The 23209-nt window shown below is 71.8% G+C and carries 22 protein-coding genes; 5 read left to right on the top strand and 17 right to left on the bottom strand.

The annotated features are described in order from the left end of the window. Nucleotides 1-12 precede the first annotated feature (12 nt). The gene (locus tag I5071_RS42670; RefSeq protein WP_236519151.1) at nt 13-1080 is read right to left on the bottom strand and encodes a TRAP transporter TatT component family protein; all 1068 of its coding nucleotides are present in this window, start codon (nt 1078-1080) and stop codon (nt 13-15) included. A gap of 274 nt (nt 1081-1354) precedes the next feature. Between I5071_RS42670 and mgtE the strand changes: the two genes are divergently transcribed. Further along, nucleotides 1355-2677 (top strand): magnesium transporter, encoded by a 1323-nt coding sequence (gene mgtE / locus I5071_RS42665; RefSeq protein ID WP_236519150.1) that lies wholly within the window; start codon nt 1355-1357, stop codon nt 2675-2677. Here mgtE and I5071_RS42660 read toward each other — a convergent pair. The 6 genes from I5071_RS42660 to I5071_RS42635 all read right to left on the bottom strand — a co-directional run bounded on the left by I5071_RS42660 (nt 2658) and on the right by I5071_RS42635 (nt 7044). Continuing rightward, nucleotides 2658-3257, bottom strand: coding sequence for a tRNA-uridine aminocarboxypropyltransferase (locus I5071_RS42660; RefSeq protein ID WP_236519149.1), 600 nt, complete (start codon nt 3255-3257; stop codon nt 2658-2660). The two genes, mgtE and I5071_RS42660, sit on opposite strands and share 20 nt — an antisense overlap. After that, entirely contained in the window at nt 3254-4078 is an 825-nt protein-coding gene (locus tag I5071_RS42655) for a homocysteine S-methyltransferase family protein (protein ID WP_236519148.1), read from the bottom strand. The genes I5071_RS42660 and I5071_RS42655 overlap by 4 nt, the downstream gene beginning before the upstream one ends. Nucleotides 4079-4092: 14 nt before the next feature. Further along, nucleotides 4093-5169: a hypothetical protein gene (locus I5071_RS42650; RefSeq protein ID WP_236519147.1), complete on the bottom strand. Its 1077-nt coding sequence runs from the start codon at nt 5167-5169 to the stop codon at nt 4093-4095. A 112-nt stretch (nt 5170-5281) separates the two neighbouring features. Further along, nucleotides 5282-5809, bottom strand: coding sequence for a hypothetical protein (locus I5071_RS42645; RefSeq protein ID WP_236519146.1), 528 nt, complete (start codon nt 5807-5809; stop codon nt 5282-5284). A 60-nt stretch (nt 5810-5869) separates the two neighbouring features. Then, nucleotides 5870-6562 carry a hypothetical protein gene (locus tag I5071_RS42640; RefSeq protein WP_236519145.1) on the bottom strand — a complete coding sequence of 231 codons (693 nt, stop codon included), beginning with the start codon at nt 6560-6562 and terminating at the stop codon, nt 5870-5872. Between the two features lie 23 nt (nt 6563-6585). After that, nucleotides 6586-7044, bottom strand: coding sequence for a hypothetical protein (locus I5071_RS42635; protein ID WP_236519144.1), 459 nt, complete (start codon nt 7042-7044; stop codon nt 6586-6588). 191 nt (nt 7045-7235) lie between these two features. On the opposite strand from I5071_RS42635, the gene I5071_RS42630 reads away from it, so the two are divergent. Both I5071_RS42630 and I5071_RS42625 read left to right on the top strand, forming a co-directional pair. Then, on the top strand, nt 7236-7970 hold the full coding sequence (locus tag I5071_RS42630; protein ID WP_236519143.1) for a hypothetical protein: 735 nt from the start codon (nt 7236-7238) through the stop codon (nt 7968-7970). Then, the gene (locus I5071_RS42625; RefSeq protein WP_236519142.1) at nt 7967-9025 is read left to right on the top strand and encodes a hypothetical protein; all 1059 of its coding nucleotides are present in this window, start codon (nt 7967-7969) and stop codon (nt 9023-9025) included. Before I5071_RS42630 ends, I5071_RS42625 begins: the two co-directional genes overlap by 4 nt. On the opposite strand, the gene I5071_RS42620 is transcribed toward I5071_RS42625, so the two are convergent. The 8 genes from I5071_RS42620 to dapF all read right to left on the bottom strand — a co-directional run bounded on the left by I5071_RS42620 (nt 9026) and on the right by dapF (nt 17629). Beyond that, nucleotides 9026-9571: a hypothetical protein gene (locus I5071_RS42620; protein WP_236519141.1), complete on the bottom strand. Its 546-nt coding sequence runs from the start codon at nt 9569-9571 to the stop codon at nt 9026-9028. A gap of 36 nt (nt 9572-9607) precedes the next feature. Continuing rightward, nucleotides 9608-10204 (bottom strand): DedA family protein, encoded by a 597-nt coding sequence (locus I5071_RS42615; RefSeq protein ID WP_236519140.1) that lies wholly within the window; start codon nt 10202-10204, stop codon nt 9608-9610. A gap of 95 nt (nt 10205-10299) precedes the next feature. Continuing rightward, nucleotides 10300-12582 carry an FG-GAP-like repeat-containing protein gene (locus I5071_RS42610; RefSeq protein WP_236519139.1) on the bottom strand — a complete coding sequence of 761 codons (2283 nt, stop codon included), beginning with the start codon at nt 12580-12582 and terminating at the stop codon, nt 10300-10302. After that, on the bottom strand, nt 12582-14009 hold the full coding sequence (locus I5071_RS42605; RefSeq protein ID WP_236519138.1) for a LamG domain-containing protein: 1428 nt from the start codon (nt 14007-14009) through the stop codon (nt 12582-12584). Before I5071_RS42605 ends, I5071_RS42610 begins: the two co-directional genes overlap by 1 nt. Before the next feature lie 126 nt (nt 14010-14135). After that, nucleotides 14136-15668 carry a serine/threonine-protein kinase gene (locus I5071_RS42600; RefSeq protein WP_236519137.1) on the bottom strand — a complete coding sequence of 511 codons (1533 nt, stop codon included), beginning with the start codon at nt 15666-15668 and terminating at the stop codon, nt 14136-14138. Beyond that, nucleotides 15665-16093 carry a hypothetical protein gene (locus I5071_RS42595; RefSeq protein ID WP_236519136.1) on the bottom strand — a complete coding sequence of 143 codons (429 nt, stop codon included), beginning with the start codon at nt 16091-16093 and terminating at the stop codon, nt 15665-15667. Before I5071_RS42595 ends, I5071_RS42600 begins: the two co-directional genes overlap by 4 nt. Then, nucleotides 16090-16587 carry a helix-turn-helix domain-containing protein gene (locus tag I5071_RS42590; protein ID WP_236519135.1) on the bottom strand — a complete coding sequence of 166 codons (498 nt, stop codon included), beginning with the start codon at nt 16585-16587 and terminating at the stop codon, nt 16090-16092. Before I5071_RS42590 ends, I5071_RS42595 begins: the two co-directional genes overlap by 4 nt. A 208-nt stretch (nt 16588-16795) precedes the next feature. Further along, complete coding sequence (dapF, locus tag I5071_RS42585; protein ID WP_236519134.1) at nt 16796-17629, bottom strand: diaminopimelate epimerase; 834 nt, start codon at nt 17627-17629, stop codon at nt 16796-16798. A 177-nt stretch (nt 17630-17806) separates the two neighbouring features. Between dapF and I5071_RS42580 the strand changes: the two genes are divergently transcribed. Then, nucleotides 17807-19213, top strand: coding sequence for a multicopper oxidase family protein (locus I5071_RS42580; protein WP_236519133.1), 1407 nt, complete (start codon nt 17807-17809; stop codon nt 19211-19213). Between the two features lie 22 nt (nt 19214-19235). Here the strand turns inward: I5071_RS42580 and I5071_RS42575 are convergent, their stop codons facing one another. Together I5071_RS42575 and I5071_RS42570 are read right to left on the bottom strand one after the other, a co-directional pair. Continuing rightward, complete coding sequence (locus I5071_RS42575; protein WP_236519132.1) at nt 19236-20219, bottom strand: FRG domain-containing protein; 984 nt, start codon at nt 20217-20219, stop codon at nt 19236-19238. 38 nt (nt 20220-20257) lie between these two features. Further along, a complete protein-coding gene (locus I5071_RS42570; RefSeq protein ID WP_236519131.1) occupies nt 20258-21472 on the bottom strand; it encodes a hypothetical protein in 1215 nt (404 codons plus the stop codon). Between the two features lie 108 nt (nt 21473-21580). Here I5071_RS42570 and I5071_RS42565 point away from each other — a divergent pair, with 108 nt between their 5' ends. Next, on the top strand, nt 21581-23209 hold the full coding sequence (locus tag I5071_RS42565; RefSeq protein ID WP_236519130.1) for a DUF2254 family protein: 1629 nt from the start codon (nt 21581-21583) through the stop codon (nt 23207-23209).

Below are 23209 nucleotides of genomic sequence, written 5' to 3'. Positions count from 1 at the left end.
TCGTCCGGCTCCTCAGGTGGAAGAAGGAGACCCAGCCGCGTCGACCGACGCGCTCGGCTCCGAAGCCTCGCCCTCGCCTTCCCCTTCGCCTTCGATCGGCGGGGGCACGAGGTCGTCGATCTGCGCGAGCAGACGACGGGCGCGGCGCTGCGCGAGCAGGTTCGGGATCCGCTGGTCGGGGAACGAATCGACGTCGAAGGCCACCACTTCGTTCAACATCGACTCGAAGAGCGCGCGATCCTGGAGCGGGATCGCGACGAGCTGCGCCATCGTCACGAGGTAGAGCAGGTTCTTGCGCTCGGTGAGCTGGATCGCGCGCTCGAGCTCGACGCGCGCGTCCTGGGGACGACCACCGAGCTGCGGGGGCGCCGCCGCCATCAGGCCGGCGCGCAGCGCGACCGGGCCGTAGTCCATGTAGCTCTGGTCGAGCTCGTACGCGCGCTCCGCGAGCGCGGTCACGTACGAGAGGTCTGCGATCGCGCCCATGTCGTCGCGGTGCAGGCTGATCCAGCGCACCCAGTTGTAGGCGGCCCAGAAGAGCAGCGGCGCGTGGTTCTCGCGGTTGTCGAAGCGGTTGACGTGCGCGGTGAACGCCTCGAGACCCTGGCTCTGCTGCGCGAGCAGACCGCCGCCCTCGGGACGCGCGAGGTCGAGGCCGCCGATCGCGACCTCGCGACCACGCAGGTACGCCTGCGACGCGCGCTCGCGCAGGTGCTCGATCTCTTCTTCCGACGCGTCGTCGCTCAGCTGCGCGACCTCGTAGTCGTCCTCGATGAACCCGTACCCGAAGCTCGCGTAGCTGCGGCCGAGCATCGCGCGCAGCACGGCGTCGTCGGGCTTGATCTCGAGCAGACCTTCCATCTGCTGGATCGACGCGGGGAACGCGGTCTCGAGGATCTCGGGGTCGCGCATGCGCTGCACGCCCGGCGAGGCGCGGCGCATCACGCCGATCGTCGTGTTCGCCGCGAACACTCCGGTGTCACATCCGAAGAGGGGAAGGCTCGCGGGCACCGCGACCAGCGCGATGAGGATCCCGAGCGAGCGAGCGAGGCGCGGTTGAGAAGAGCTGCGTTGGTTCATCGGGTCTCCGGTCGGTCTGCGAAGCTCTCCGTCCGGAACGAGGCGCCCCTCGCGCAGTGCGCCGCCGAATGACTGCGATGCGTGCAGTCGCATTCATTCGCCGAGCACGAACGTCCGAGACCCCCCGGGTCGGAGGCGCCCGAGGATGCACCTGATCGGGTGGGTGTTGCCAGGTGGTTTCGGTAGGTTCTCGGGAGGCTCCGCGTTAAAGGACCATTTCCGACCAAAACACGCGGGAATGGAGCGGGGGCGCGGGGACTACGTACCTGGACGGATGTCCGAGAGCACGACCGCGCTGGACCTGCTCGACGCGTGGGCCCTGCTGACGCCGGAGGAGCGCGCGGAGGGCTTCCGCGTGATGTCGCGCGACGAGCAGGACGACTTCTTCCTCTCGCTGCAGACCGAAGATCAGGCGGAGCTCTTCCGCGCGGTGCGGCCCGGCGAGCGGCGCTTGTGGGCGCGCTTGCTCGCGCCCGACGACGTCGCCGATCTCGCGCAGTACCTCGAGGGCGATCCGCTGCGCGAGGAGCTGATCTCGCTGCTCGACGAGGCGACGCACAACGAGGTGAGCGCGCTGCTCGCGTACGAGGAGGACGAGGCCGGTGGTCTGATGAGCCCGCGCTTCGCGCGGCTGCGCCCGGACTCGACGATCGATCAGGCGCTCTTCTATCTGCGCAGACAGGCGCGCTCGAAGGAGCACGCGCTCGAGACGCTGCACTACGCGTACGTGCTCGACGGAGAGCAGCGCCTGCTCGGCGTGCTCTCGTTCCGCGACGTGTTCGCGGCGCGCGAGAACGCGAGGGTCGGCGACGTGATGACGCGCGACCTCGTGACGGTGCCGGAGTCGATGGACCAGGAGGAGGTCGCGCGCGTGATCGCGGAGCACGATCTCGGCGCGGTGCCGGTCGTCGACGAAGAAGGGCGGATGAAGGGCATCATCACGGTCGACGACATCGTCGACGTCGTGCAGCAGGAGGCGACCGAGGACATCCAGAAGCTCGGTGGTCAGGAGGCGCTCGAGCAGCGCTACATGCAGACGAGCCTGCCCGGGCTGGTGAAGAAGCGCGCGGGATGGCTCGCGGTGCTCTTCCTCGGCGAGACGCTCACCACGACCGCGATGGGCGCGTACGAGGAGGAGATCGCGAGCGCGGTGGTGCTCGCGCTCTTCGTGCCGCTGATCATCTCGAGCGGCGGCAATTCGGGATCGCAGGCGAGCACGCTGATCATCCGCGCGATGGCGCTCGGTGAGGTCGGCATGCGCGACTGGTGGCGCATCGCGCACCGCGAGCTGCTCGCGGGGATCGCGCTGGGGTCGATCCTCGCGGTGATCGGCGTCGTGCGCGTCGCGATCGGCGAAGCGCTCTTCGGGACGTACGGAGAGCACTGGCTGCTCATCGGGCTGACGGTCGGGATCAGCCTGCTGGGCGTGGTGGTGTGCGGGACGATCGCGGGATCGATGTTGCCCTTCGTGATCCGACTGATGCGCGCGGATCCCGCGAGCGCATCGGCGCCCTTCGTCGCGACGCTCGTCGATCTGGCGGGGCTCGTCGTCTACTTCAACGTCGCCCAGTGGCTGCTCAGGGGAACGCTGCTCTGAGCGGCGGCGGGCGGCGCACGTCGCGATGGCGCGCGACGAACGTGTCGAGCACGTCGAGCATGCGCGCCTCGATCTCGGGTGACTCGAGCACGCCGACCGCGCGTGCGATCGCCTCGATCGTGCAGAGCCCGCCCTCGCGCGGATTGCGGCGCAGGCCGTAGCGCGTCGGATCGTTCGGCGGGAGCACCACGGGCTCGGCGCCCTCGGCGAGCTCGTCGCGGCGCAGCACCTTCCGCGCTTGGCTCCAGCTCCCGTCGGGCACGATCAACGCGCAGCCGCGATCCGATGCGTCGAGCACGCGCGCGCCGGGCGCGGGGAAGAGCACGAGTCGCCGCGTGTCGAGCACGAGCGGTGCGCGCTCGGGCTCGCGATCGCCGCGCACCACGATCGACGCGCCGTCGAGCATGCGCACCGCGAGCCGACCGGTGTTGGTCGGCTTGAGGATCTCCTTGCGGTGCACGACGAGCACGACGCGGGTGTCGACCGCGAGCGGCGGCGGGAGCTCGGCGCAGAGGCAGAGCGCGTCGGGCAGCCCGCAGGTCGTGCAGCGCGGGATGCGGCGGCTTCGGATCGCGCTCATCGATCCCGCTCCGCGGCCAGCGCGGCGATGTGCACGACGCTGGTGCCGCAACAGCCGCCGACGATCGTCGCGCCCGCATCGAGCCAGCGTCGCGCGTGCGCGAGGTAGCGCTGTGCCGCTGCGCGATCGTTGGAGCTCCAACCGATTCCGTCTTCTTCGCGCCCGGCGTTCGCGTAGGCGCCGAAGGGCACGCCGAGAGCGAGCCGCGCGATCGCGTCGACGTACTCCAGCGTGCGATCCGCGGGCACGCAGTCGACGAGCACCGCCTGCGCGCCGCGGCGCACCGCTTCGCGCGCGCCCTCGGCGATCTGCGCGGGCGTGAGCAGGTCCGCGCTCGGGCCCGCGGTCAGCGCGAGCCAGGTGGGCAGGCCGGTCGCGACCGCTTCCTCCACCGCGATCAGCGCCTCGCCGACGTGCGGGAACGTCTCGCACAGCAGCAGGTCGGCGCCGGCACCGGCGAGCGCACGCGCGAGCGCGCGGTGCTCGGCGCGCGGATCGGAAGGGCTGAGATCGGGGCGATAGCAGTCCTCGAGCGGCGCGATCGATCCCGCGACGCGGTGCCCGGGATCGATCGAAGCGCGCGTGATCTCGACGGCACGGCGCGCGAGGCGCTCCCATCCCGGGCCCGACGCGCGCGGCGTGGTGCGGAACGTCGCGGCCGTGTGGATCGTCGCGCCCGCGTGCGCGTAGTCGCGGTGGATCGCGGCGAGCACGTCGGGCGCACCCTCGATCGCATGTGCGCTCCACATCGGCGCGGGGGTCGCGACGGCGCGGCGCGCGAGCTCGGTCCCGACCGGGCCGTCGAGCAGGATGAACGACACCGGGGGAAGCTAGCTCAGCGACACGCCACGCTCTCGCCGAGCACGCAGACGTGCTCCTCGCAGATGCCCGAGTGGCAGTCCTCGGCGAGCTCGCAGCGCGCGCCGAGCGCGCGGACTTCCTCGCATCGGCCGGTCATGTACGAGCACCAGAGCCCGACGCCGCACGGATCGGCGCGGCCTGCGGAGATGCACTCCTCGCCCATCGCGAGCGGAGGCGAGCAGCGCGCTTCGCCGGCGATGCCGTGGCAGATGGTGCCCTCGGGGCAGAGGCTGATCTCGAGCACGTCGTCGCACGCCGCGCCGGCCTCGAGCGGGCCCACGCACACGCTGCCGTGGTCGAAGTCGCACTCGAGGCCGAGCCCGCAGAGCAGGTTCTCGGCGTCGCACGGCGCTCCGAGCGCCTGCGTCCTGCGCTCGCGACCGTCACGACACACTCCGTCGACGCAGCGCAGGAGCCCGCTGCACGCGTAGAAGTCCTCGCACGCATCGCCGCGCTGGAGCACGTCGGGCACCGGCTCGCACGTGAGGCTCTCGCTCGCGCACTGCAGGCCGGGCGCGCAGGGCCCGTCCTCGCACGCGCCTCCGCGCGCGACCAACGCGACGCACTCACCGCACACGCAGGCGCCCCCGGCGCACTCGACGCTCGTCTCGCACGCTGCGCCGGGCGCGACGGTGCCGGCGATCACGGCGCGGCACTCGGCGGGCCACTCTTCCCACGCGAGCGGCATCGAGCGCTCGCAGACGGCCGCGTCGATCGCCGCGAGGCACGCATCGACGCGCGCCCCCTCGAAGCGCGCGCGCCCTGCTCCGACCGCGCTCGCGACGTACACGATCGACGCCTCGACGTGCGCGCGGCAGCGCGTCTCGTTCCCCAGCTGCTGCTCGAACGAGACCTCGGTGCCGAGGCACACGTGCGCCGACTCGCACGCTTCGGCCGCGATCGCGCCGAGGAACTGCTCGACGTCGTTCGTCGCGCCGGCGTCGCTCGGCTGCATCGCACCGCCGTCGCGCGGTGGAGCGCTCGGTCCGTCGTCGCCGCACCCCACGAGCGCGAGCGCGATCCCGAGCCACACCACGATCGTCCTGTCCATGTCGACCTCCACGAGGCCGCGCGCTCTTCACCCGGCGTGCCGCGCCGTTTGCGCGCGATCTCGCGGCGACGCGTGCAACCACGTGCACACGGCGGCGCTGCGCTGCGCAGATCTACGGCTCGCGGCGATGGCCGAAGCTCGGGTGCAGGAACGCGCTCGTCACGTCGTCCCACGCGCCCTGCTGCTCCATCACCACGCTGGTCACGCGGATGTGCAGCACCACGCGCTCGACCTTCGACGTGACCCCCGCGGGCGTGCGCTTGCCGTCGCGCTCGAACACCGCCTCGGTGCCGGGCACCGGGAAGGGCCGCGCGACGTGCAGCGTCTTGCCGTACTTGCGCTGCCCACCGACGAGGCGCGCGCCGAGCACCGAGTGCTTCTTGTCGTCGACGCCGGTGCGGCGATCGCGGACCTCGCAGCACGTCATCGTGGAGTCGACCATGTACACCCGGTTCTGCGTCCAGATCTCGAGCGCGCGATAGGGCACGTCGGCCGAGATGACGCCCGCCTGGTGCATCTCGCGGTCGAACACGACCTCGAGCGGCGCGACCGGCGGCGCATCGGGGATCAGATCCTTGAGCGTGTCGCGGCTCTCCTCGACCAGCGTCTTCTCGTTGTCGAGGTCGTCGAATTCACCCACGCGACGACGGTATCACGGGCGTGCGCTACGGAATCCGTAGCGCACGTCCCGCCCGGGAAATCAGGGCTGCTCGAGGCGATCCGCGATCTGCTCGAGCGCCGGGACGATCTGCTCGATGAAGTAGAAGTTCCCGCTCGTGTGCTTGCCGTCGGCGCGGAAGCGCAGCCATCCGCCGTGCGACTCGAGGTGGATGCCGTACGCGCGCAGCGCGGGATCGAAGCGCGAGAGGAACGGCGCGAGCTTCGCGCCCACGCTCGGATCGTTCGCGGCGATCGTGAACTCGCGATCGACGTTCGGATCCCCGGAGCGCTGCACCGGCCACGGGTGACGGCGCGAGATCGCGCCGAGGCTGCTCTGGTTCGAGACGAGCTCGAATTCGGGCGCGCCGGGGCGCAGCTGCACCGCGATGAACGCGTCGTCGTAGTACGTGTACTTGATCTCGACGAGGCCGGTCTGGCGCTCGCGGCGGTGGTAGTAGAGGAAGTCGACGGGGCGACCGCGCGGCGAGCCCTGCAGGCGCACGTTCCACTCGTACGGCTTGTCGTCCGAGATGCGCGTCCCGACCGTGTTGTGCGGCGCGAGCATGATGTTCGCGCCGGGGTCGCCGTTGACGATCTGCAGGCCCAGACGGGGCGCGAGCTTGCTCAGCTCGAATGGAGCGTAGGTCTGGCCCGCCTGTGCGAGACGCTGGCGCTGCAGGACCATGAACGCGACGACGGCCACGAGCGCGACGAGGGGGATCAAGTAGGTCATCTGTCTGTCTCTCCGAGCTCGGTTCAGGGGGCGTGCCGGATCATCCCGGCGAGCTGATCGATGTTCGTGACGCTGCCGATCGAGACCTCGCGACCGTCGCGCAGCGCGATGTGGATCGTCTCGTCGGTGCCCATCTTCGAGTGCTCGCGGACGAGCTCGACGCGCGTGACGTCGGCGAACGCGACCTGCTGCTGGCCCAGCAGCTTCGCGTGCACGAGCCCTCGCTCGTACACGACGACGTGCTGGCGCCATCGCATCACCGCGACGAGCAGGATCGCGGCGCCGATCGCGCCCGCGACGACACCCATGCCGATCTTCGTCAGCGCATCGGGCGCTCCGCCGAACAACGCGAGCGCGCCCTGACCAGTGTTCATCACGCCGGCCGCGACGAGGATTCCGCCGATGTACCAGAGCCACCCGCCGGCGCCGAAGCGCCCCGAGTGCTCGCCGACCGGGCGACCATAGAGAGGATGTTCGTTCATGGGTTCTTTCCTGGGAGGAGCGAGCCACGACGACGACTCGTGGCGGAACCGAGGAGATTCGATGGCATCTCGCGACCGCTCGCCCGATCGCGGAACGAAGCGAGGAACGCCGTGCGTACGGAGACGTCGAAGCCGACACGAGGAGGTCCGACGTGCACCCCGAGACGAGCCCCGATCACGAGACGCATGGCATGACTGCTTGGGAGGGTACGCCCCCGCCCGTCACCAATCCCCCGGTCGTCGCGGAGCGCCCACCGGCGACACCGATCGAGACGCTGCGCGGAGGCTCGACGCCGATCACCGGGCACGGCCCGTTCGCGATCGTCGAGGCGCTGCTCAAGGCCCCGGCGAGCGTGCTCCACGACGTGCGCGAAGGACGGGGCGCGGCGTTCAAGCTCTCCGCGGTGATCGTCGCGACGATGGCGATCACCGGGCTGGTGATGGCGGTGTTCGGCGGAGGCTGGCAGCTCCTGCTCGTGCCGCTGAAGCTCAGCCTCGGCGTCTTCTTCTGCGCGCTGATCTGCTTCCCGAGCCTGCACATCTTCTCGTGCCTCTCGGGCGCGGAGCAGAGCGCGCGCGAGACGTGGGGCGCGCTGCTGATGGCGATCGCGCTGATGGGCGTGCTGCTCGTCGGGTTCGCGCCGGTCGCGTGGGTGTTCTCGCAGGCGACGTCGTCGCCGATCTTCATGGGCTCGCTCCACCTGCTCTTCCTCGCGATCAGCAGCACGTTCGCGATCGGTCTGCTGCGCCGGGTGCTCGCCGCGATGAACCAGCGCCCGGTGCGCGGCATCGGGACGTGGGGCTTCCTCTTCGTGCTCGTGGTGCTGCAGATGACGACCACGCTGCGGCCGCTGGTCGGGCCCTACGACGGGCAGCTCTTCCACGATCGGCTGTTCTTCCTCGCGCACTGGGTCTCGGGGTCGTGATCGCGCTGTCGCGGCTCGAGGCGCTGTGTCGCCTCGACGACGCGCTCGTCGCGCGGGTGCGGCGCGGAGACGATCTGCGCGGGCTCGCGGCGTCGTGCGCGATCACGATCGCGATCGGGGCGGGCGCGTACGGCGCGGCGTTCGGGATGTGGCGCGCGCCCGAGATGGCGCTCTACGTCGCGCTCAAGCTGCCGCTGCTCTTCGCGGCGATCGCGCTCTGCACGATCGGCACGAGCGCGCTGCTCGCGACGATGTTGCGCTCGAAGCTCGAGCTGCGTCAGACCGCGATCTGCATCCTGATCTCGCTCGCGGTGAGCGCTGCGCTGCTCGGTGCCCTCGCGCCGATCGCGATGCTCGTGGTCGCGATCGCGCCGCCGCCCGATCCGATCGCGATGGGCCTGCCGATCGACGATCCGCGGGTCGCGCCCTCGATGGCGATCGCACGCGCCCTGCTGCTCTTCCACGTCGCGGTGATCGCGTGCGCGGGCAGCGCGGGCGTGCTGCGGCTGCGCGGGCTGCTCACGCGGCTCGTGGACGACGAGGACGCTGCGCGGCGTGTGCTCGTGAGCTGGCTCGTGGTGCAGCTCGCGATGGGCGCCGAGCTCTCGTGGCTGCTGCGTCCGTTCTTCGGCAAGCCGCACCTCCCGCCGAGCTTCCTGCGCGTCGAGGCGCTGCACGGGAACTTCGTGGAGGAGGTGGGCTCGCTGATGGTCACGACGTTCGGGCGCAACGCCCCGGTGGCGAGCGTCACGCTCGTGCTCGTCGCGCTGGTGCTGCTCGCGTGGGCGCTGCGCGCGGGGCCGCGCGAGGTCGTGATCGAGGTGGTGCCCGCCGGGCTCCGCGCCGCGGGGAGCGTGGTCGCGTGGGCCTGCGTGATCGCGGTGCGCGCGGACTACGACGAGCTGCACGTGGAGGTCGCGGACGCCGCGACGTTGACGCGCGAGACCTGGACGATGCGCTGTCGTGATCGCCACGAGGCGCGCGCGATGGTCGATCGCATCGAGCGCGCTCGCGGGAGCATCGGGCCGTTCCGCGACGCGCCGGCGAGCGGATGATCACTTCGCGGCGCCGGGCTGCACGAACTCGCAGGCGTCGGGGACGACGCGCTCGGTCGAGACGAGCTGACTGCGGATCGCATAGAACGCCTCTTCGCAGTAGTCGCGATCCTCGGCGCTCGCCGTCTCGTTCGGCGTGTCCTGGATCTGCCCCGCGCGCTGCGCGAGCTCCTGGCACGGCGCGGCGCCCTGGCCGTGCACCGCCTCGCAGCACGCGTCCGCGACGACGCACGGATCGCCCACGATCCCCACGGCGCCGCTCTGCTGCTCGTGGCGGGTGAAGCTCGACCACACGTCGACCACCAGCACCAGCGCGGCGACCTGCGCGATCAGCGCGAGCACGGAGAGCCCGATCGCGAAGCGGCGGAAGAACGGGGGCTCGGGCTCGCGCTTGCCCTGCTCCTCCTCGCGACGATCGTTGGCCGCGACGGCCAACACGCCGATCGGGACCAGGAACGGGACGAACACGCCGAGCGTGGCCGCGGCGGCGAGGAGCGGTCCGCGCTGGGGCCGCTTGCCGGAGGTCTTCGTTTCGTCGCCCATCATCCCGGATCCATGCGCCCGTCGTGAGCACGTCGAACGTCACCGCGCGGGCGTCGCGCCGTCGACGTCGCGCGGGGGCGGTGCGGCGCGTCGCCTCCGCACGATGCGCGTCGCCACGGCGATCACGAGCAACACGAGCGCGCCCGCGGCGATCAGCTCCTCGATGCGCGCGAGGCGACCGAGCAGCGCCTGGATCGCGCTGCCGAGCGACCACCCGAGCGCGGTGATCGCGATCGCCCAGAGCAGCGCGCCGATCGCGTTGAGGGGCACGAAGCGACGCGCGGGGAAGTCCGCGGCGCCGAGCAACACCGGCGAGATCACGCGCAGGCCGTAGAGAAAACGGAACGCGACGACGTACCAGTCGCCCCACCGGCGCATGCGATCGGAGGCGCGCGCCGCGCGCTCGGCCCAGCGCGGTCGCGACGCGATCAGGCGCGCGCCGGATCGACGGCCGAGCCAGTACCAGGCCTGGTCACCGGCGAAGCTGCCGGCGAACGCGGTGAGCGCCACGGCGCGCACGTCGAGCAGGCCGTGGTGCGCGAGCGCCGCGCCGACGACCACCGCGGTCTCGCCCTCGAGGATCGCGCCGATCGCGATGGCGACGTAGCCCCAGCGTGCGACGAGCTCCTCGAGCACGATCGGGACATGGGCACGCCCGCGGGCTCGCGCATGGACGATGCTGCTGTCCAGGGCACACGGCGCAGACGAATCGCCTGGATGACCTGCCGTTTCTAGACGATTCGTCTACGACGCGAGAACCCGATCAGCGCGAGGAGCACCAGCACGGCGAGCGGCGCGCGACCGCCCGGCGATGCGGTGCAGCCGAACGTCCCGCGCAGCGCGTCGTCCCCGGTGCCCACGCGCCGTCCGCCCGCGACCCGGATCGTGGTGCCGCTCGCCTCGTGCGCGAGACCGCTCTCGTCGGACCACTCGGGCGCGATCCACGTGTGATCGAACCCGTGCCCGGTCGAGAGCGAGCAGCGCAGTCCGTCGGCGTGGCGCGCGCAGAGATCGGCGCGCCCGTCGCCGTCGACGTCGGCGAGGCGGATCGATCGATGGCGCTCGGGCGCGGTCCAGCCCGCGGCGTCGGTGAGCGCGGGACCGACGATGGCGCGATCGAACGCGCGACCTCCGAAGAGCCAGCACCGCACGCCCTCGGGCTCGCGCGCGCACACGTCGGCGCGACCGTCGCCGTCGACGTCGCCGAGGCGCACGGTGGCGTAGACGTCGACGCGCTCGTACGCCGCGCCGTCCATCGCGGGGCCGAGCACCTCGCGCTCGAAGCCGCGCCCGCTCGCGAGCGCGCAGCGGAACCCCGCGGGGCCGCGCCCGCAGAGATCGTCGCGCCCGTCTCCGTCGACGTCGGCGAGGCGCAGCGTGCTCCAGCGCGAGAGCTGCGCCCATCCGCCTTCGTCGCTCCAGCGCGGACCGCGGATGCGCTCTCCGAAACGATCGCCCTCGCCGAGCCAGCAGTCGACGCCCTGCGCGTCGCGGGCGCACACGTCGGAACGTCCGTCGCCGTCGACGTCGCCGAAGCGGATCGAGCCGTGGTGGATCACGTCGCCGAAGCCCGCCGCATCGGCGAGCGCGGGCAGCGTCGTGATCGCACCGAAGCCGTGCTCCACGCCGCGATGGCACGCGAGACCGCGCGCGTCGCGCACGCATGCATCGAGCCTCGCGTCTCCGTCGACGTCGGCGAGCTCGATCGTGGTCGCGCCGGCGACGCTCGGTCCCTCGATGCGATCGACGAACCCGACGCCGCTCGAGCGCCAGCACGCGAGTCGATCGCCTTCTCGCGCGCACACGTCGGCGCGTCCGTCGCCGTCGAGATCGCCCATGCGGGTCGCGGACGCGACCCAGAAGTCGGCCTCGGCGAGCGCCGCGCCGGCGACGCGCAGCGTGAAGCCCTGCCCTGCTCCGGTCGCGAGGCACGCGAAGCCGCTCGAGGTGCGCGCGCACGCGTCGGCGCGCCCGTCTCCGCTCGCGTCGGTGTCGCTCTCGGGCGCGTACCACGCGACCTCTTCGCGCTCGCAGATGCGCTCGTCGTCGTTCGTGCCGTCGCAGTCGTTGTCGAGCGTGTCGCAGCGCTCGGGCACCGGATCGATCGCGCCCTCGCACGCGCTCCAGCTCGCAGCGCGGCAGGTCTCGATGCCCGCGACGCACTCGCCCACGTCGGTGCCGCAGCTGCGCGCGAGCGCCTCGTCGGTCGCGCCGTCGCAGTCCTGATCGCGCCCGTCGCAGTCCTCGGCGCGCGGGCCGACCTCACCGCGGCACGCGCTCCATCCACCGCCCTCGCAGGCCTGGTGCCCTGCGACGCACTCACCGACGTCGGTGCCGCAGCCGCGCGAGAGACCTTCGTCGCTGCGTCCGTCGCAGTCGTCGTCGCGCCCGTTGCACTGCTCGCCGCCGGGCACGCATCCACCCCCCTGGCATCCGGTGCCGGGCAGCTCGCGATAGCCGCCCTGCGCGGTCCACAGCGTGTTCGCACGGCTGCACCCGCCGGCGTAGGGATCGCTCGAGCTGCCCGAGCCCGGCGAGCGATGACCGAAGTGCAGATGAGGCCCGGTGCTGCTGCCGCTCGAGGCCGATCCGCCGATCACCTGGCCGCACCCGACGTGCTGTCCCACGCCCACGCGGATCGAGCCGAGCTGCATGTGGCAGTAGGTCGAGCGCGAGCCGTCGTCGTGCGCGATCGAGACGTAGTTGCCGCAGCGACCGCCGCAGGTGTTGCCGAACGAGCCGTAGTTCGCGCAGCCGTTGAACGTCGCGACGACGCGGCCCGCCGCGGCGGCGAGCACCGGCGTGCCCACCGGCATCGCGTAGTCGTTGCCGGAGTGGCCGTTGTAACAAGTGCCGCCGCACGCCCAGTCGGTGCAGCCCCCGCCGCCGTTGTGATCGAAGTACGCGCTCACGCGGTGGCCGCCGTCGAAGGGGCGCCGGTAGCGGACGCTCTGCGCGCGCGCGATCGACGACGACGACGCGAGCACGATCGCGATCACGACGGCGGCGCGCATCACGGGGCCAGCCACGAGAAGAGCGGGAGCTCGTTCTCGATCACGCCCGCGAGACCGGCCGCGTGGTGGCGTCGGATCGTCGCCTCGTCGAGCGCGTGGTCGTACACCGCGACCTCGTCGATCGCGCCGGCGAACGAGCGCGCGGGCTGATCGCCGATCGCGACGCGATGACCGACGTAGAGCGTGTCGCTCACGTGCAGCACCGGATCGTCCTCGGCGGGCGCCGGGAGCATGACCTCGCCGACACGCGCGCCATCGAGGTAGAGGCGGCCCATCGTGCCGTCGAAGGTCGCGACGACGTGGTGCCACGTCGACGCGCTCACCGCGTTCTCGCCCGACATGATCGGGTGCTGCGCGTCGGCGCCGTCGACGAAGTTGGCGAAGAGCTTGTCGCCGCGATCGTGGTTCCACACGTGCGGGCCGAGGCCCATCGCGTCGGAGAGGTCGAGCAGCGGGCGCGACTCGGTGAGGTCCTCGCGGCGGAACCAGCACTCGAGCGAGAGCGCCTCGGCGTCCTCGAGCTCGTCGAGCCCCGCGATGCGCACGAGCTGCCCTTCTCCGCCGAGCTGCAGCGCGCCGCTGGTGTCGTCCTCGATCGCGCCGTCGGTCGCGCGCCTCGCGCCGCCGATCACCTCTCCCGCATGGCCGTGCCCGCTCGCGTCGGTGAAGCGCGTGCCGCTCTCGCCGAAGCGCAGGTAGGCGATCGGCTCGGCACCGAGCACGAGGTCGGCGTACGGCACCGCGAGCGGCCGCGAGAGCGCGGGGCGCGCGGTGCACGTGCCGTCACAGTGCCGGCTCGCGCACTCGAGATCGTCCGCGCAGGCCCAGCCGTCGGCGCGCAGCGGGCGGCACTCGCCCCACACGCCGGGCTGCCATCGCGCGGGCAGGCTGCAGAACTCGTCGGCCTCGCAGTCGAGCGCGTGCGAGCACGCGTCGTCGCGGCGCGCCTCGCACACGCCGACCGTGCTGCCGTCGGCGCGCAGGTGGAGGCGACACGCGGCGCGATCGGCGCACGAGAGCGACGACGCGCGCAGCGAGCTCGCGTCGAGGCGTGCGGGCGTGCAGTCTGCGCCGAGCGCGCCGGTGCCCGCGAACACGTCGAGGAACGACGCGTAGTCGAAGGGCGCCTCCCAGCACGCGTCGCCCTGCGCCCGCATCGACTCGACGAACTCGCCCGCGCGCAGCGCGTCGTAGGCGAGCCGCGGATCGTCGACGAGCGGCTGCACGATCTCGTCGCAGCGCGCGGCTTGATCGTCGGTGCAGTCGTCGGGGGTCGAGCCGGGAAAGCACGCGGCGTCGGACGCGCAGACGATCGCGGCGATCTCCGCGCAGAGCGCGTCGGCGGCGACCGGTGTGCCCGGCGTCTCGGGCTCGCACGCAGCGAGCGCGAGGGCGGAGAGGAGGAGCGCAGTGCGAGGCGCGGACATCGTGCGGAGCGCACAGCAACACACGTGCCCCTGCCCGCAGCGTCGTGAGGCGCGCGCCTGCGGGCTCGATGCGGCAGCCGCGAGCCACGCTGACGCGATCGAGCGCGCCCAGCGCTCAGGTTCTGATCAGTGGGCCGCCGTCAGCGCGGCAATCGTCAGCGGAATCTGCTCTCGGAGGCACCCGTAGCAGTCGAATCGGCCACGGCGGCCGCATCCGGTGGTCGGTTCGGCTGCGAGCCACTCGAGGGCGGGGAGCGCGCGAGGATCGCCGAGCGCGCGGATCGCGTCGAGGTGCTGGGCGCGCTGGGGGCATCGGTTCGCGATCGTGAGGCCCGCGACGTGGCGCGCGTAGGCGGGCACGGTCGCGGGATCGGCCTCGAGGATCGCCGCCGCCGCGCGCTCGCGCTCGCGGTGCTGGCGGCCGTGGAGCATTCGCTCGATCGTCGCGTCGTGCGGTCCGGGCGGCTCGGGCACCGCGGGGACCGGCACCGCGGCCGCGACCACCTCGGCCGGCGCGTGCACCGCGGGCGCGATCATCGCCTCGGGCGGGTCGCTCGCGAGCAGCGCGTAGGTGCCGATCAGCAGCACGAGCGCGGGCAGCGCACCCACGCCCAGACCGATCGCGATCCCGCGCTTGCCGTCGCGCGTGCGCAGCGCGACCCGGACGCGATCGCCGATCGCCGACGCGATACGCGTGAGCTCGTCGATGGGATCCGACGGCGGTGCAGGGAGCGCGATGCGCGCGGTGGGCTCGCGCGCGACCGAGCCCTGGATGCGCAGCAGCTCGGTGCGCAGCTCGCTCGCGCTCGCGGGGCGTCGATCCGCCTCGACGCTCAGCAGGTCGCGCAGGAGGCGCTCGAGATCGAAGGGCACGGTGGCGTCGAACGGCGCGGGCGCGCCGGGCGGCTCGGACGAGAGCTGCGACGCGACGATCGCGGTGAGGCCCACGTCGCGAGAGAAGAGCGGGCGCCCCGCGATCATCTCCCAGAGCAGCACGCCGACGACGTAGAGATCGGCGCGCGCATCGACGATGCGTCCCAGCGCCTGCTCGGGCGCCATGTAGCCCGCGGTGCCGACGATCGTGCCCATCACGGTGAGCGTGCCGGCGGTCGGCTGCGGAGGCGGCGCGCTCGCCGCGAGCAGCGCGGCGACGCCGAGATCGAGCACGTAGACGTGCGAGGTGCCGTCGTCGCGATCCGCGACCAGCACGTTCTCCGGCGTGAGGTCGCGATGCACGTAGCCCGCGCGGTGGATCGCGGTGAGCGCGTCCGCGATCTGCGCCGCGATCCCGCACGCCTCGCGCCACGGCGTCGGACCGCGGGCCAGGCGCTCGCGCAGGCTGGTGCCGCGCACGAGCTGCGCGACGAGGTACGCGCCGCCCTCGGCGAGCAGACCGTAGTCGAAGCCCGCCGCGATGTGCGGGTGCTCGATCTGCGCGGTCGCCATCGCCTCGCGCGTGAAGCGCGCCGCGACCTCCGCGTCACCGATGCGCTCGGGCGCGATCGCCTTGAGCGCGACGCGCTTGCCGAGCTTCAGGTGCTCGGCCTCGAACACCACGCCCATGCCACCCACGCCGAGCCGACGAAGGATCCGATAGCGGCCGTCGATGACGCGGCCGATCCAGGTGTCGTCGGGGTGCGCGGGCAGCGGTGCGCTCATGCAGGCCCGACGCGTCGCGACGTGCGCGGCGCCTCCTTGCCGCGGAGCGACCACACGCCGCTCGCGCGCACGAGGCGCTTCGCGCGCGCGACGAGCTCCTCCGCGCGATAGGGGCGACGCACGACGTCGTCGACGTGACGGAGATCGACGCGCCTCACCGCGGCGCCACTCACGAGCAGGATGCGCGGCGCGCGATGACCGAGGCGATCGCGCACCACGCGCGCGAGGTCGATCGCGGCGAGCGCGGTGCGATCGCCGGCGAGCACGACGATCAGCGGCGGGCTCGCGAGGATCGCGGAGAGCGCGGACGCGGCGTCGCGCGCACCACGCACCGGACGGCCGAGCGCGGCGAGCACCGCCGCGACGCTGCCGAGCGAGCCCTCGTCGGAGTCGACGACGAGGACGTAGGAGGGATCGTCGCTCATCGGCGTCCTTTCACGCGCGCGAGCACGTCTTCCATGCGCACCTTGGCGCGCCGGCCGGTCTTGTTGCGCGACGGCTCTTCGTCGTCGGCCGCGGGGGCGGGCGGGATCGTGCTCGCGGGCCGCGGCATGCGGATGCGGTGGAGCAGATCGAGGTACGTGCCCGGGGTCGCGAGCGCGGGGTCGATCGGCGCCGCGCGCAGCCAGGCGGTCTCCTGCGGCGTGAGGTCGGGCGGCGCGTAGCTGCGCAGGAAGGTCTCGAGCGCTTCCTGCAGCGGCGGCACGACCGGCTCTTCCTCGCCGAGCAGATACGCGAGCGTCACGCCGAGCACCGACGCGAGCCGCGAGAGCGACGTCGGGCTCGGCTGGGTGCGATCGCGCTCCCAGTGATCGACGTGCTGCCACGAGGTGCCCACGGCGCGCGCGAGCTGGTTCTTGTTGAGCCCGGCGAGCTCTCGGGCGCGCTCGATGCGCACGCCCATCGTGGATCCCGGCATGGCGAGAAGTCTGGCGATCGTCACGCGCGAGATGCAACGAGCGAATTGCAATTCGATATAACGCTCGACGCACGTTCAGGTGCGCTGATCGCTCACCGCTCGTTGAAGAGGAGAGCAGGAGAAGAGAGATCGACCCACGCAGAACACAGAGGCCGCAGAGCGGTGATTTTCTCTGCGGCCCTCCGTGTCGAATTCCGTAGCGGTCGCGTCAGAGCGGCAGCGTCAGGCGGCCCGAGAACACGTGACGCGCCGGGCCGGTCATGTGCACTCGCTCGCCCGCGTTGCCCACGACGATCTCGAGCGGGCCGCCCGGGAGCACGACCTCGATCGGCGCGCCGCGCGATGCGCGACCGGTCTCGACCGCCGCGACCGCCGCCGCGCACGCGCCGGTGCCACACGCCTGGGTCCAGCCCGCGCCGCGCTCGTAGACGTCGAGCTGCATCGCGCTGCGACCCTTCATCCTCGCGAAGCCGACGTTCACCTTCTCGGGGAAGCGCCGATCGTCCTGCAGCATCGGGCCGAGGCGCAGCCGCGAGGTCTCGGGCGCGTCGAACGTGACGAGGTGCGGGTTGCCCATCGACACCGCGGTGCCGTGCAGCACGACGCCGTCGGCGCGCAGCTCGCCGTCGATCAGCGGCGCGTCGAAGACGGCCGGCACGTCGCGCGGCGCGAGGCTCGGCGCGCGCATCGAGACCTCGACGCGACCGGGCGCGGCGACCTCGAGCACGCGCACCGCGTGCACGCCCGCGTCGGTGTCGACCTCGAACGTGCGACCGTCGACCAGACCGCGACGCACGAGGTGCAGCGCGACGCAGCGCAGGCCGTTGCCGCACATCTCGGCGGTGCTGCCGTCCGCGTTGATCACCGACATGAAGGGGCGTCCCGCGCTCACGCCGGTGAAGAGCACTCCGTCGGCGCCGATGCCGCGGTGGCGATCGCAGATGCGCATCACGTCTTCGGTCGAGAGCATCGACGACGTGCCCTCGACCACGACGAAGTCGTTGCCGAGGCCTTCGTATTTCTCGAAGAGCAGAGGACGCATGGCGATGCAGGCCTTTGTGCATCTGCGATGTCGCGATGTCGAGGGGTGGACCCGCCGCGCGAAGCGTGGCGGTACGCCTCGGAGGTCGATGCGGTCCGTGATCTAGATCAGGCGGTCGTGGCGCCCGGGGGGGTCGCGCGTACTCTCTCGCGTCCAATGCGTCGGATCGCCGTTCCGATGGGGCTCGCCTTGCTCGCGCTCTCGTGCGCACCGCAGGGCGACGACCTCGCACAACCGATGGGCTGGGACGAGGAGGTGCGGCTCGAGACGCCCACCGATCTCGATCCTGATCCGCGCGTGATCGAGATCGAGATGGTCGCGCGCGAGACCGAGCTCGCGATCGTCGAGGCGGGCGCGACGCGCATGTGGTCGTACGGCGGGACCGTGCCCGGGCCGCGCATCGACGCGCGCGTCGGCGATCGACTGATCGTGCACTTCCGCAACGAGCTGCCCGAGCCGACCACGATCCACTGGCACGGCGTGCGGGTGCCGAACGAGATGGACGGCGCGCCCGATCATCCGAACCCGCCGATCGCGCCCGGCGAGACGTTCGACTACGACTTCGTGCTGCCCGACGAAGGGCTCTACTGGTTCCATCCGCACCATCGCAGCGCGGCGCAGGTCGCGGCGGGGCTCTACGGCACGATCGTGGTGCGCGCGGACGACGAGCCCGAGATGGACGAGCTCGTGCTGGTGCTGAGCGACGTCGCGACCGACGACGACGACGACGGACAGCTGCTCGGGCCCGACGTGGGCGGCTCGCTCGCGACGCTCTTCGGTCGCGAGGGCAACCACGTGCTCACGAACGGTCGCGAGCGCCCGACGATCCGCGCGCGCAACGGCGTGCCGCTGCGGCTGCGGATGGTGAACGCGGCGATCAGCCGCTACTTCCAGCTCGCGATCGAGGGGCATCGCTTCACGGTGATCGGCGGCGACGCGGGGATCTCACCGAGCGGTCCGCGCGAGAGCGCACGTCCGGTGATCATGCCGGGGCAGCGCGTCGACGCCATCGTCGTGCCGCGCGGGCGAGACGGCGAGACGCTGACGATGCGATGGGTGCCGTACGATCGCGGCTACGGCTCGACGGAGTTCCGCGACGAGGTCGACGTGCTCGCGATCGAGCTCGTGGGCGCGCCGGAGGACGTCGCGATCCCCGACATCCCCGCGCGTCAGGTCGAGGCGCTGAGCACGGCGGGCGCGACGCGCTTCGACGTCGATCTCACGCAGCGCACGGTCGACGGACAGCTGGTGATGGGCTTCGACGGAGTGCCGCACTGGGACGCGACGCCGGTCGCGGCGCACGTGGGCGAGACGCAGGTCTGGACGTTCCGCAACACGATGGACTGGTCGCACCCGATCCACCTGCACGGGTTCTTCTTCCAGGCGCTCGACGCGCACGGGAACGTGCTCCCGGAGTGGATCGACACCATCGACGTGCCGGTCGACGGCGAGGCGAGCTTCGTCGTGCGCTACGACGAGCGGCCGGGCATGTGGATGGTGCACTGCCACATCCTCGACCACGCCGACGCGGGGATGATGGGGATGATCGACGTGAGCGACGGAAGCCACGACCACGTGCACTGAGCCGCGTGGAAGTGAGCCCGGCTCATTTCCGCGCGCTCCTGCGCAGCACGCGCTTCCTCGGATGTGACGTGGGGCGCGATCCGTGGGGCGCGCCCGGCTGGTGTCGACCGAGCGGCGCGTCGAGCTCGCTCGGTGAGAGCACCTCCGGCGCTGCCGCGAGATCGCCGAGCGAGCGCACGAAGCCCTCGAGGCCCGGGTACATCGTCGCGAGCGAGATGCCGCTGCGATAAGCGCGTCGCAGGATCGCGAGCGCGAGGCGCTTGGGGAACACGAGCTTGCGGATGTGCGTGCCGACGTCCTCGGGGCGCACCAGCGCGGCGAGGTTCTCCTCGAAGTCGCGCTCCACGTCGCCGGGACACAAGAACACGCCCTGCTGCGCGACGAGGCGCTCGTTCAGGCGCCAGCAGTTCTGTCGCAGCACGAAGGGCACCGCGGGCGAGCGGTTGTAGACCGTGCCGAAGGTCTCGTAGCGGCGCACGTAGAGGTCGTCGCGGTACGCCGCCGCGACGTCCTCGGCGCCGTGCTGGCGCAGGTGATCGAGCGCGCGCGCGTCGAGCCACTCCGCGTCGATCGCCCACACCGCGGCGCATCGCTCGCCCAGCGAGCGGTCCTCTCCGTCGTCGTGGGGATCGGCGGCGCGCGCCGCGAAGAAGAGCGCGATGTGGAACGAGTACGTCCAGTCCACGAGCCGCGTCGGCGCGCCGAAGTGACGGATCAGCGCGAGCCACTCGATCACGTCCTCGTCGGTCGGGAGCGGCGAGACGAAGAGGTGCGCGTGGCGCTGGAAGCGACGGTAGATGCCGATCTCGAGCGAGCGACGCGGGCGCTCCCACTGCATGCGACGTGCACAGCGCTCGAGCGACGAGCGCACCGGCCAGTCGACCTCGCGCTGTCCGCGGAACATCCAGCCGCGCGCGCCCGCTCGCTCGGCCCAGTTCCAGATCGCGTCCTCGTCGTCGACGAGCTCCATCGCGCGCGCGGCGACCGCGGAGAGGTCGGAGACCACAACGACACGAAGTAAGCCCGGGCGCGCCCGGGCCAACTTCACTCGACGGGCGTGAGCACACCGATCGCGCGCGGGAGATCCGCCTGTACGCCGTCAAGCAGCACCTCGACCGCGATGCGGCCGCTCGTGTCGATCGCGGCAGCGTTCACGATCGCGCGCACGCCCGCGGGACGCGTCGTGACGTGCGCGTCGAGATCGATCGCCTCGTCGCCCGCCCACAACATCGCGTGCACGACGCCGGGGGCGACGCGCGCGGTGCCGACGACGACGCCGCGCTCGTCGACGTCGTGGGCCTCGGCATAGCCGCTCGCGGTCGCGCCCTCGGGCGCACCGAGCACGACCGGCTCGTCGCTCGCGGACCAGTACGCGTACGCCTCGACGCGATTGCCCTCGAAGAGCGCGCGGCCGACGACGTCGCCGCGCTCGTTCGCGCCGAACGCCTCGGTGCCGAGCGCGTCGTCGGGACGCGGCAGCGGCGTGGGCTCGGACTCGAGCGTGTCCCAGACGACCGCGAACATCCCGTCGCTCGACGTGAGCGATCCGATGATGCGACCGCCCGCGATCGCGACGGCCTGACCCACGGGGTACTCGCGATCGAGCAGCAGCAGCTCGACGCCCGTCGCGCTCGCGCTCGCCCACGCGACCGGGCGCGGCCCGACCGGCGGCGGCGGGTCGTCGTGATCTGCGTAGCTGCCGGCGATGGTCCCGTCTTCGCCGATCGCGCGCGCCGCGCCCGAGAAGAAGCCGCTCGGGACCTGCAGCAGCACGCGGCGGCCATCGGCCTCCCAGAGGTGCGGCTGGCGATCGTGCTCACCGACGACGCGCCCACCGTCGTCCGCGTCGCGCGCGTACGCGAGCAGGCCGCGCTCGGTCTCGAGCGGATCGATCGCGGTGTCGTCGACCCCGACCACGACCGGGATCGAGTCGGGCGACCACGGCTCGGGCCCGGCGTTGCCGACGATCGTGCCCTCGTCGTTCATGCCGTACGGCGTCGCGAGCGGCATGCCCGTCGGGCTGGTGAAGACGCGCAGCGTGTAGGCCGGCACCTCCCATGGGCCCGCATCGGGTGCGCCTGCGTCGTGCTCGTCGTCGCCGCCTGCATCGCGCGCGGCGTCGACGGAGCCTCCATCGGTGGGCGATGGACCCGCGTCGCGCGTCGATGCGTCGGTGTCGTCGCCCGACGACGAGCCGCAACCGGCGAGCGCGAGGAGGAGCGTGGAGACGAGCACCGGACGCGTGGACGACGTGTGCACGTGCTCTGATTGGCCGCGAAACGTCGCGCCCGTCACGCGCGCCCTTCTCGCTTCCCAGCACGAGATGCGCTTGCGATACTGCTCGCCCTTCTCGACGGGAGCAGCGTGGTGGGGAGCGACACGAACGGCGCGCGTCCGGCGCACGAGAGGCCGAACGGTCTGCGCCGCGGCGCGCTGAGCTGGGCGATGCCCTTCGTGGTGCTCACGGGCGCCGCGATCTTCGTGTTCGCGACGCTCTACTACTTCGATCACGTGCTCTTCGGGAGCGCCGCGCCGGACGCGAACAGCGCGGTCCATCGCTTCGTCGACTTCGATCCCCACACGATCACCGACGCGATCAGCTCGCTCGCCGGCAACATCGCGACGGTCTTCGGCATCGTCGTCACGGTCGTCTCGATCATCGTGCAGCTCTCGGCCGAGCGGTACACCGGCGTCGCGCGGATGTTCCTCCGCGACCGCGTGAACCTCGCGGTGATGGGCTTCTACGTGATCGTGTGCGTGATGGGCGTGTGGACCGCGTTCACGCTCAAGTCCGAGTTCGTCCCGCGCGGCACGCTGCTCGCGATGATGGGGATGACGACCATCGGCCTCGTGCTGATGGCGCCGTACTTCGGCTACGTGTTCTGGTTCCTCGAGCCGATGAACATCATCCGTCGCATCCGGCGCGACGCGATCCGCACCGCGACCGAGGGCTCGGAGTCGGCCGACACCGACTTCTCCTCGCGCCTGCAGAGCGCGACGCTGAACGCGATGGAGGAGCTCACCGACATCACGTCGAACTCGATCAGCGGCAAGGACAAGATCATCGCGAGCGGCGCGGTCGACGCGCTGAAGGACTTCACGCTCGCGTACCTGAAGCTGAAGTCGCGCGCGTCCGACGCGTGGTTCGCGCTGGGCTCGGGGCTCAAGCAGAACCCCGACTTCGTCGCGATGGATCCCGAGTCGCTCGGGGATCTCGAGACGCGCCGCACCTGGGTCGAGTGGAAGGTGATGCGCCAGTACCTCGGCATCTACAACGAGGCGCTGGGCTCGATGCGCGACATCAACTACCTCGTCGCGATCGACACCCGGTACATCGGCGAGGCCGCGAGCCAGGCGAAGGACGAAGAGCTCATCCGGCTCGTCTATCGCTTCATGAACAGCTACCTGCGCGCGACGCTCAACGCGCGCGACGTGCGCACTGCGTACAACGTGCTCAACCAGTACCGGAAGCTCGTCGAGGCGCTCCTGCGCGACGGCAACGGCGAGGCGGCGCGCGAGGGCGTGCGGCACATGACGTACTACGGGCACGTGAGCTTCGACATGAAGCTGCCCTTCGTGACCGAGACCGTCGCGTACGACGTGTCGGCGATCTGCCAGATGGCGCACGAGCAGGAGGCGCCCGAGCAGGACGCGATGCTCGAGCAGTTCCTCGAGCTCGATCGCCCGCTTCGCTCGCAGGCGCAGGAGTCCGCGCTGCTCGGCGTGCGCAAGGCGCAGGTGAAGCTCGCGGCGTACTACCTGTGGAAGAGCCAGCGCGACAAGGCGCACCTGATCGCAGACGACATGCGGAACGAGCCGCGCGCGCGGCTCGATCAGATCCGGACCTCGCTCGAGGGCGTCACCACGAAGGACTTCTGGGAGATCATCGATCGCGGAAGGAACTTCGAGTACATGCCGCCCGAGCAGCGCTCGCAGATGTCGACCTTCTTCGGCTGGCTCGAAGAAGAGCGCAAGACGATGGTGGGCGGCGCGTAG

Source organism: Sandaracinus amylolyticus, from assembly GCF_021631985.1.
GTDB classification, from domain to species: domain Bacteria; phylum Myxococcota_A; class Polyangia; order Polyangiales; family Sandaracinaceae; genus Sandaracinus; species Sandaracinus amylolyticus_A.
The sequence above is the reverse complement of the archived record's forward strand: the minus strand, read 5'-3'. Positions and strand labels throughout refer to the sequence as shown.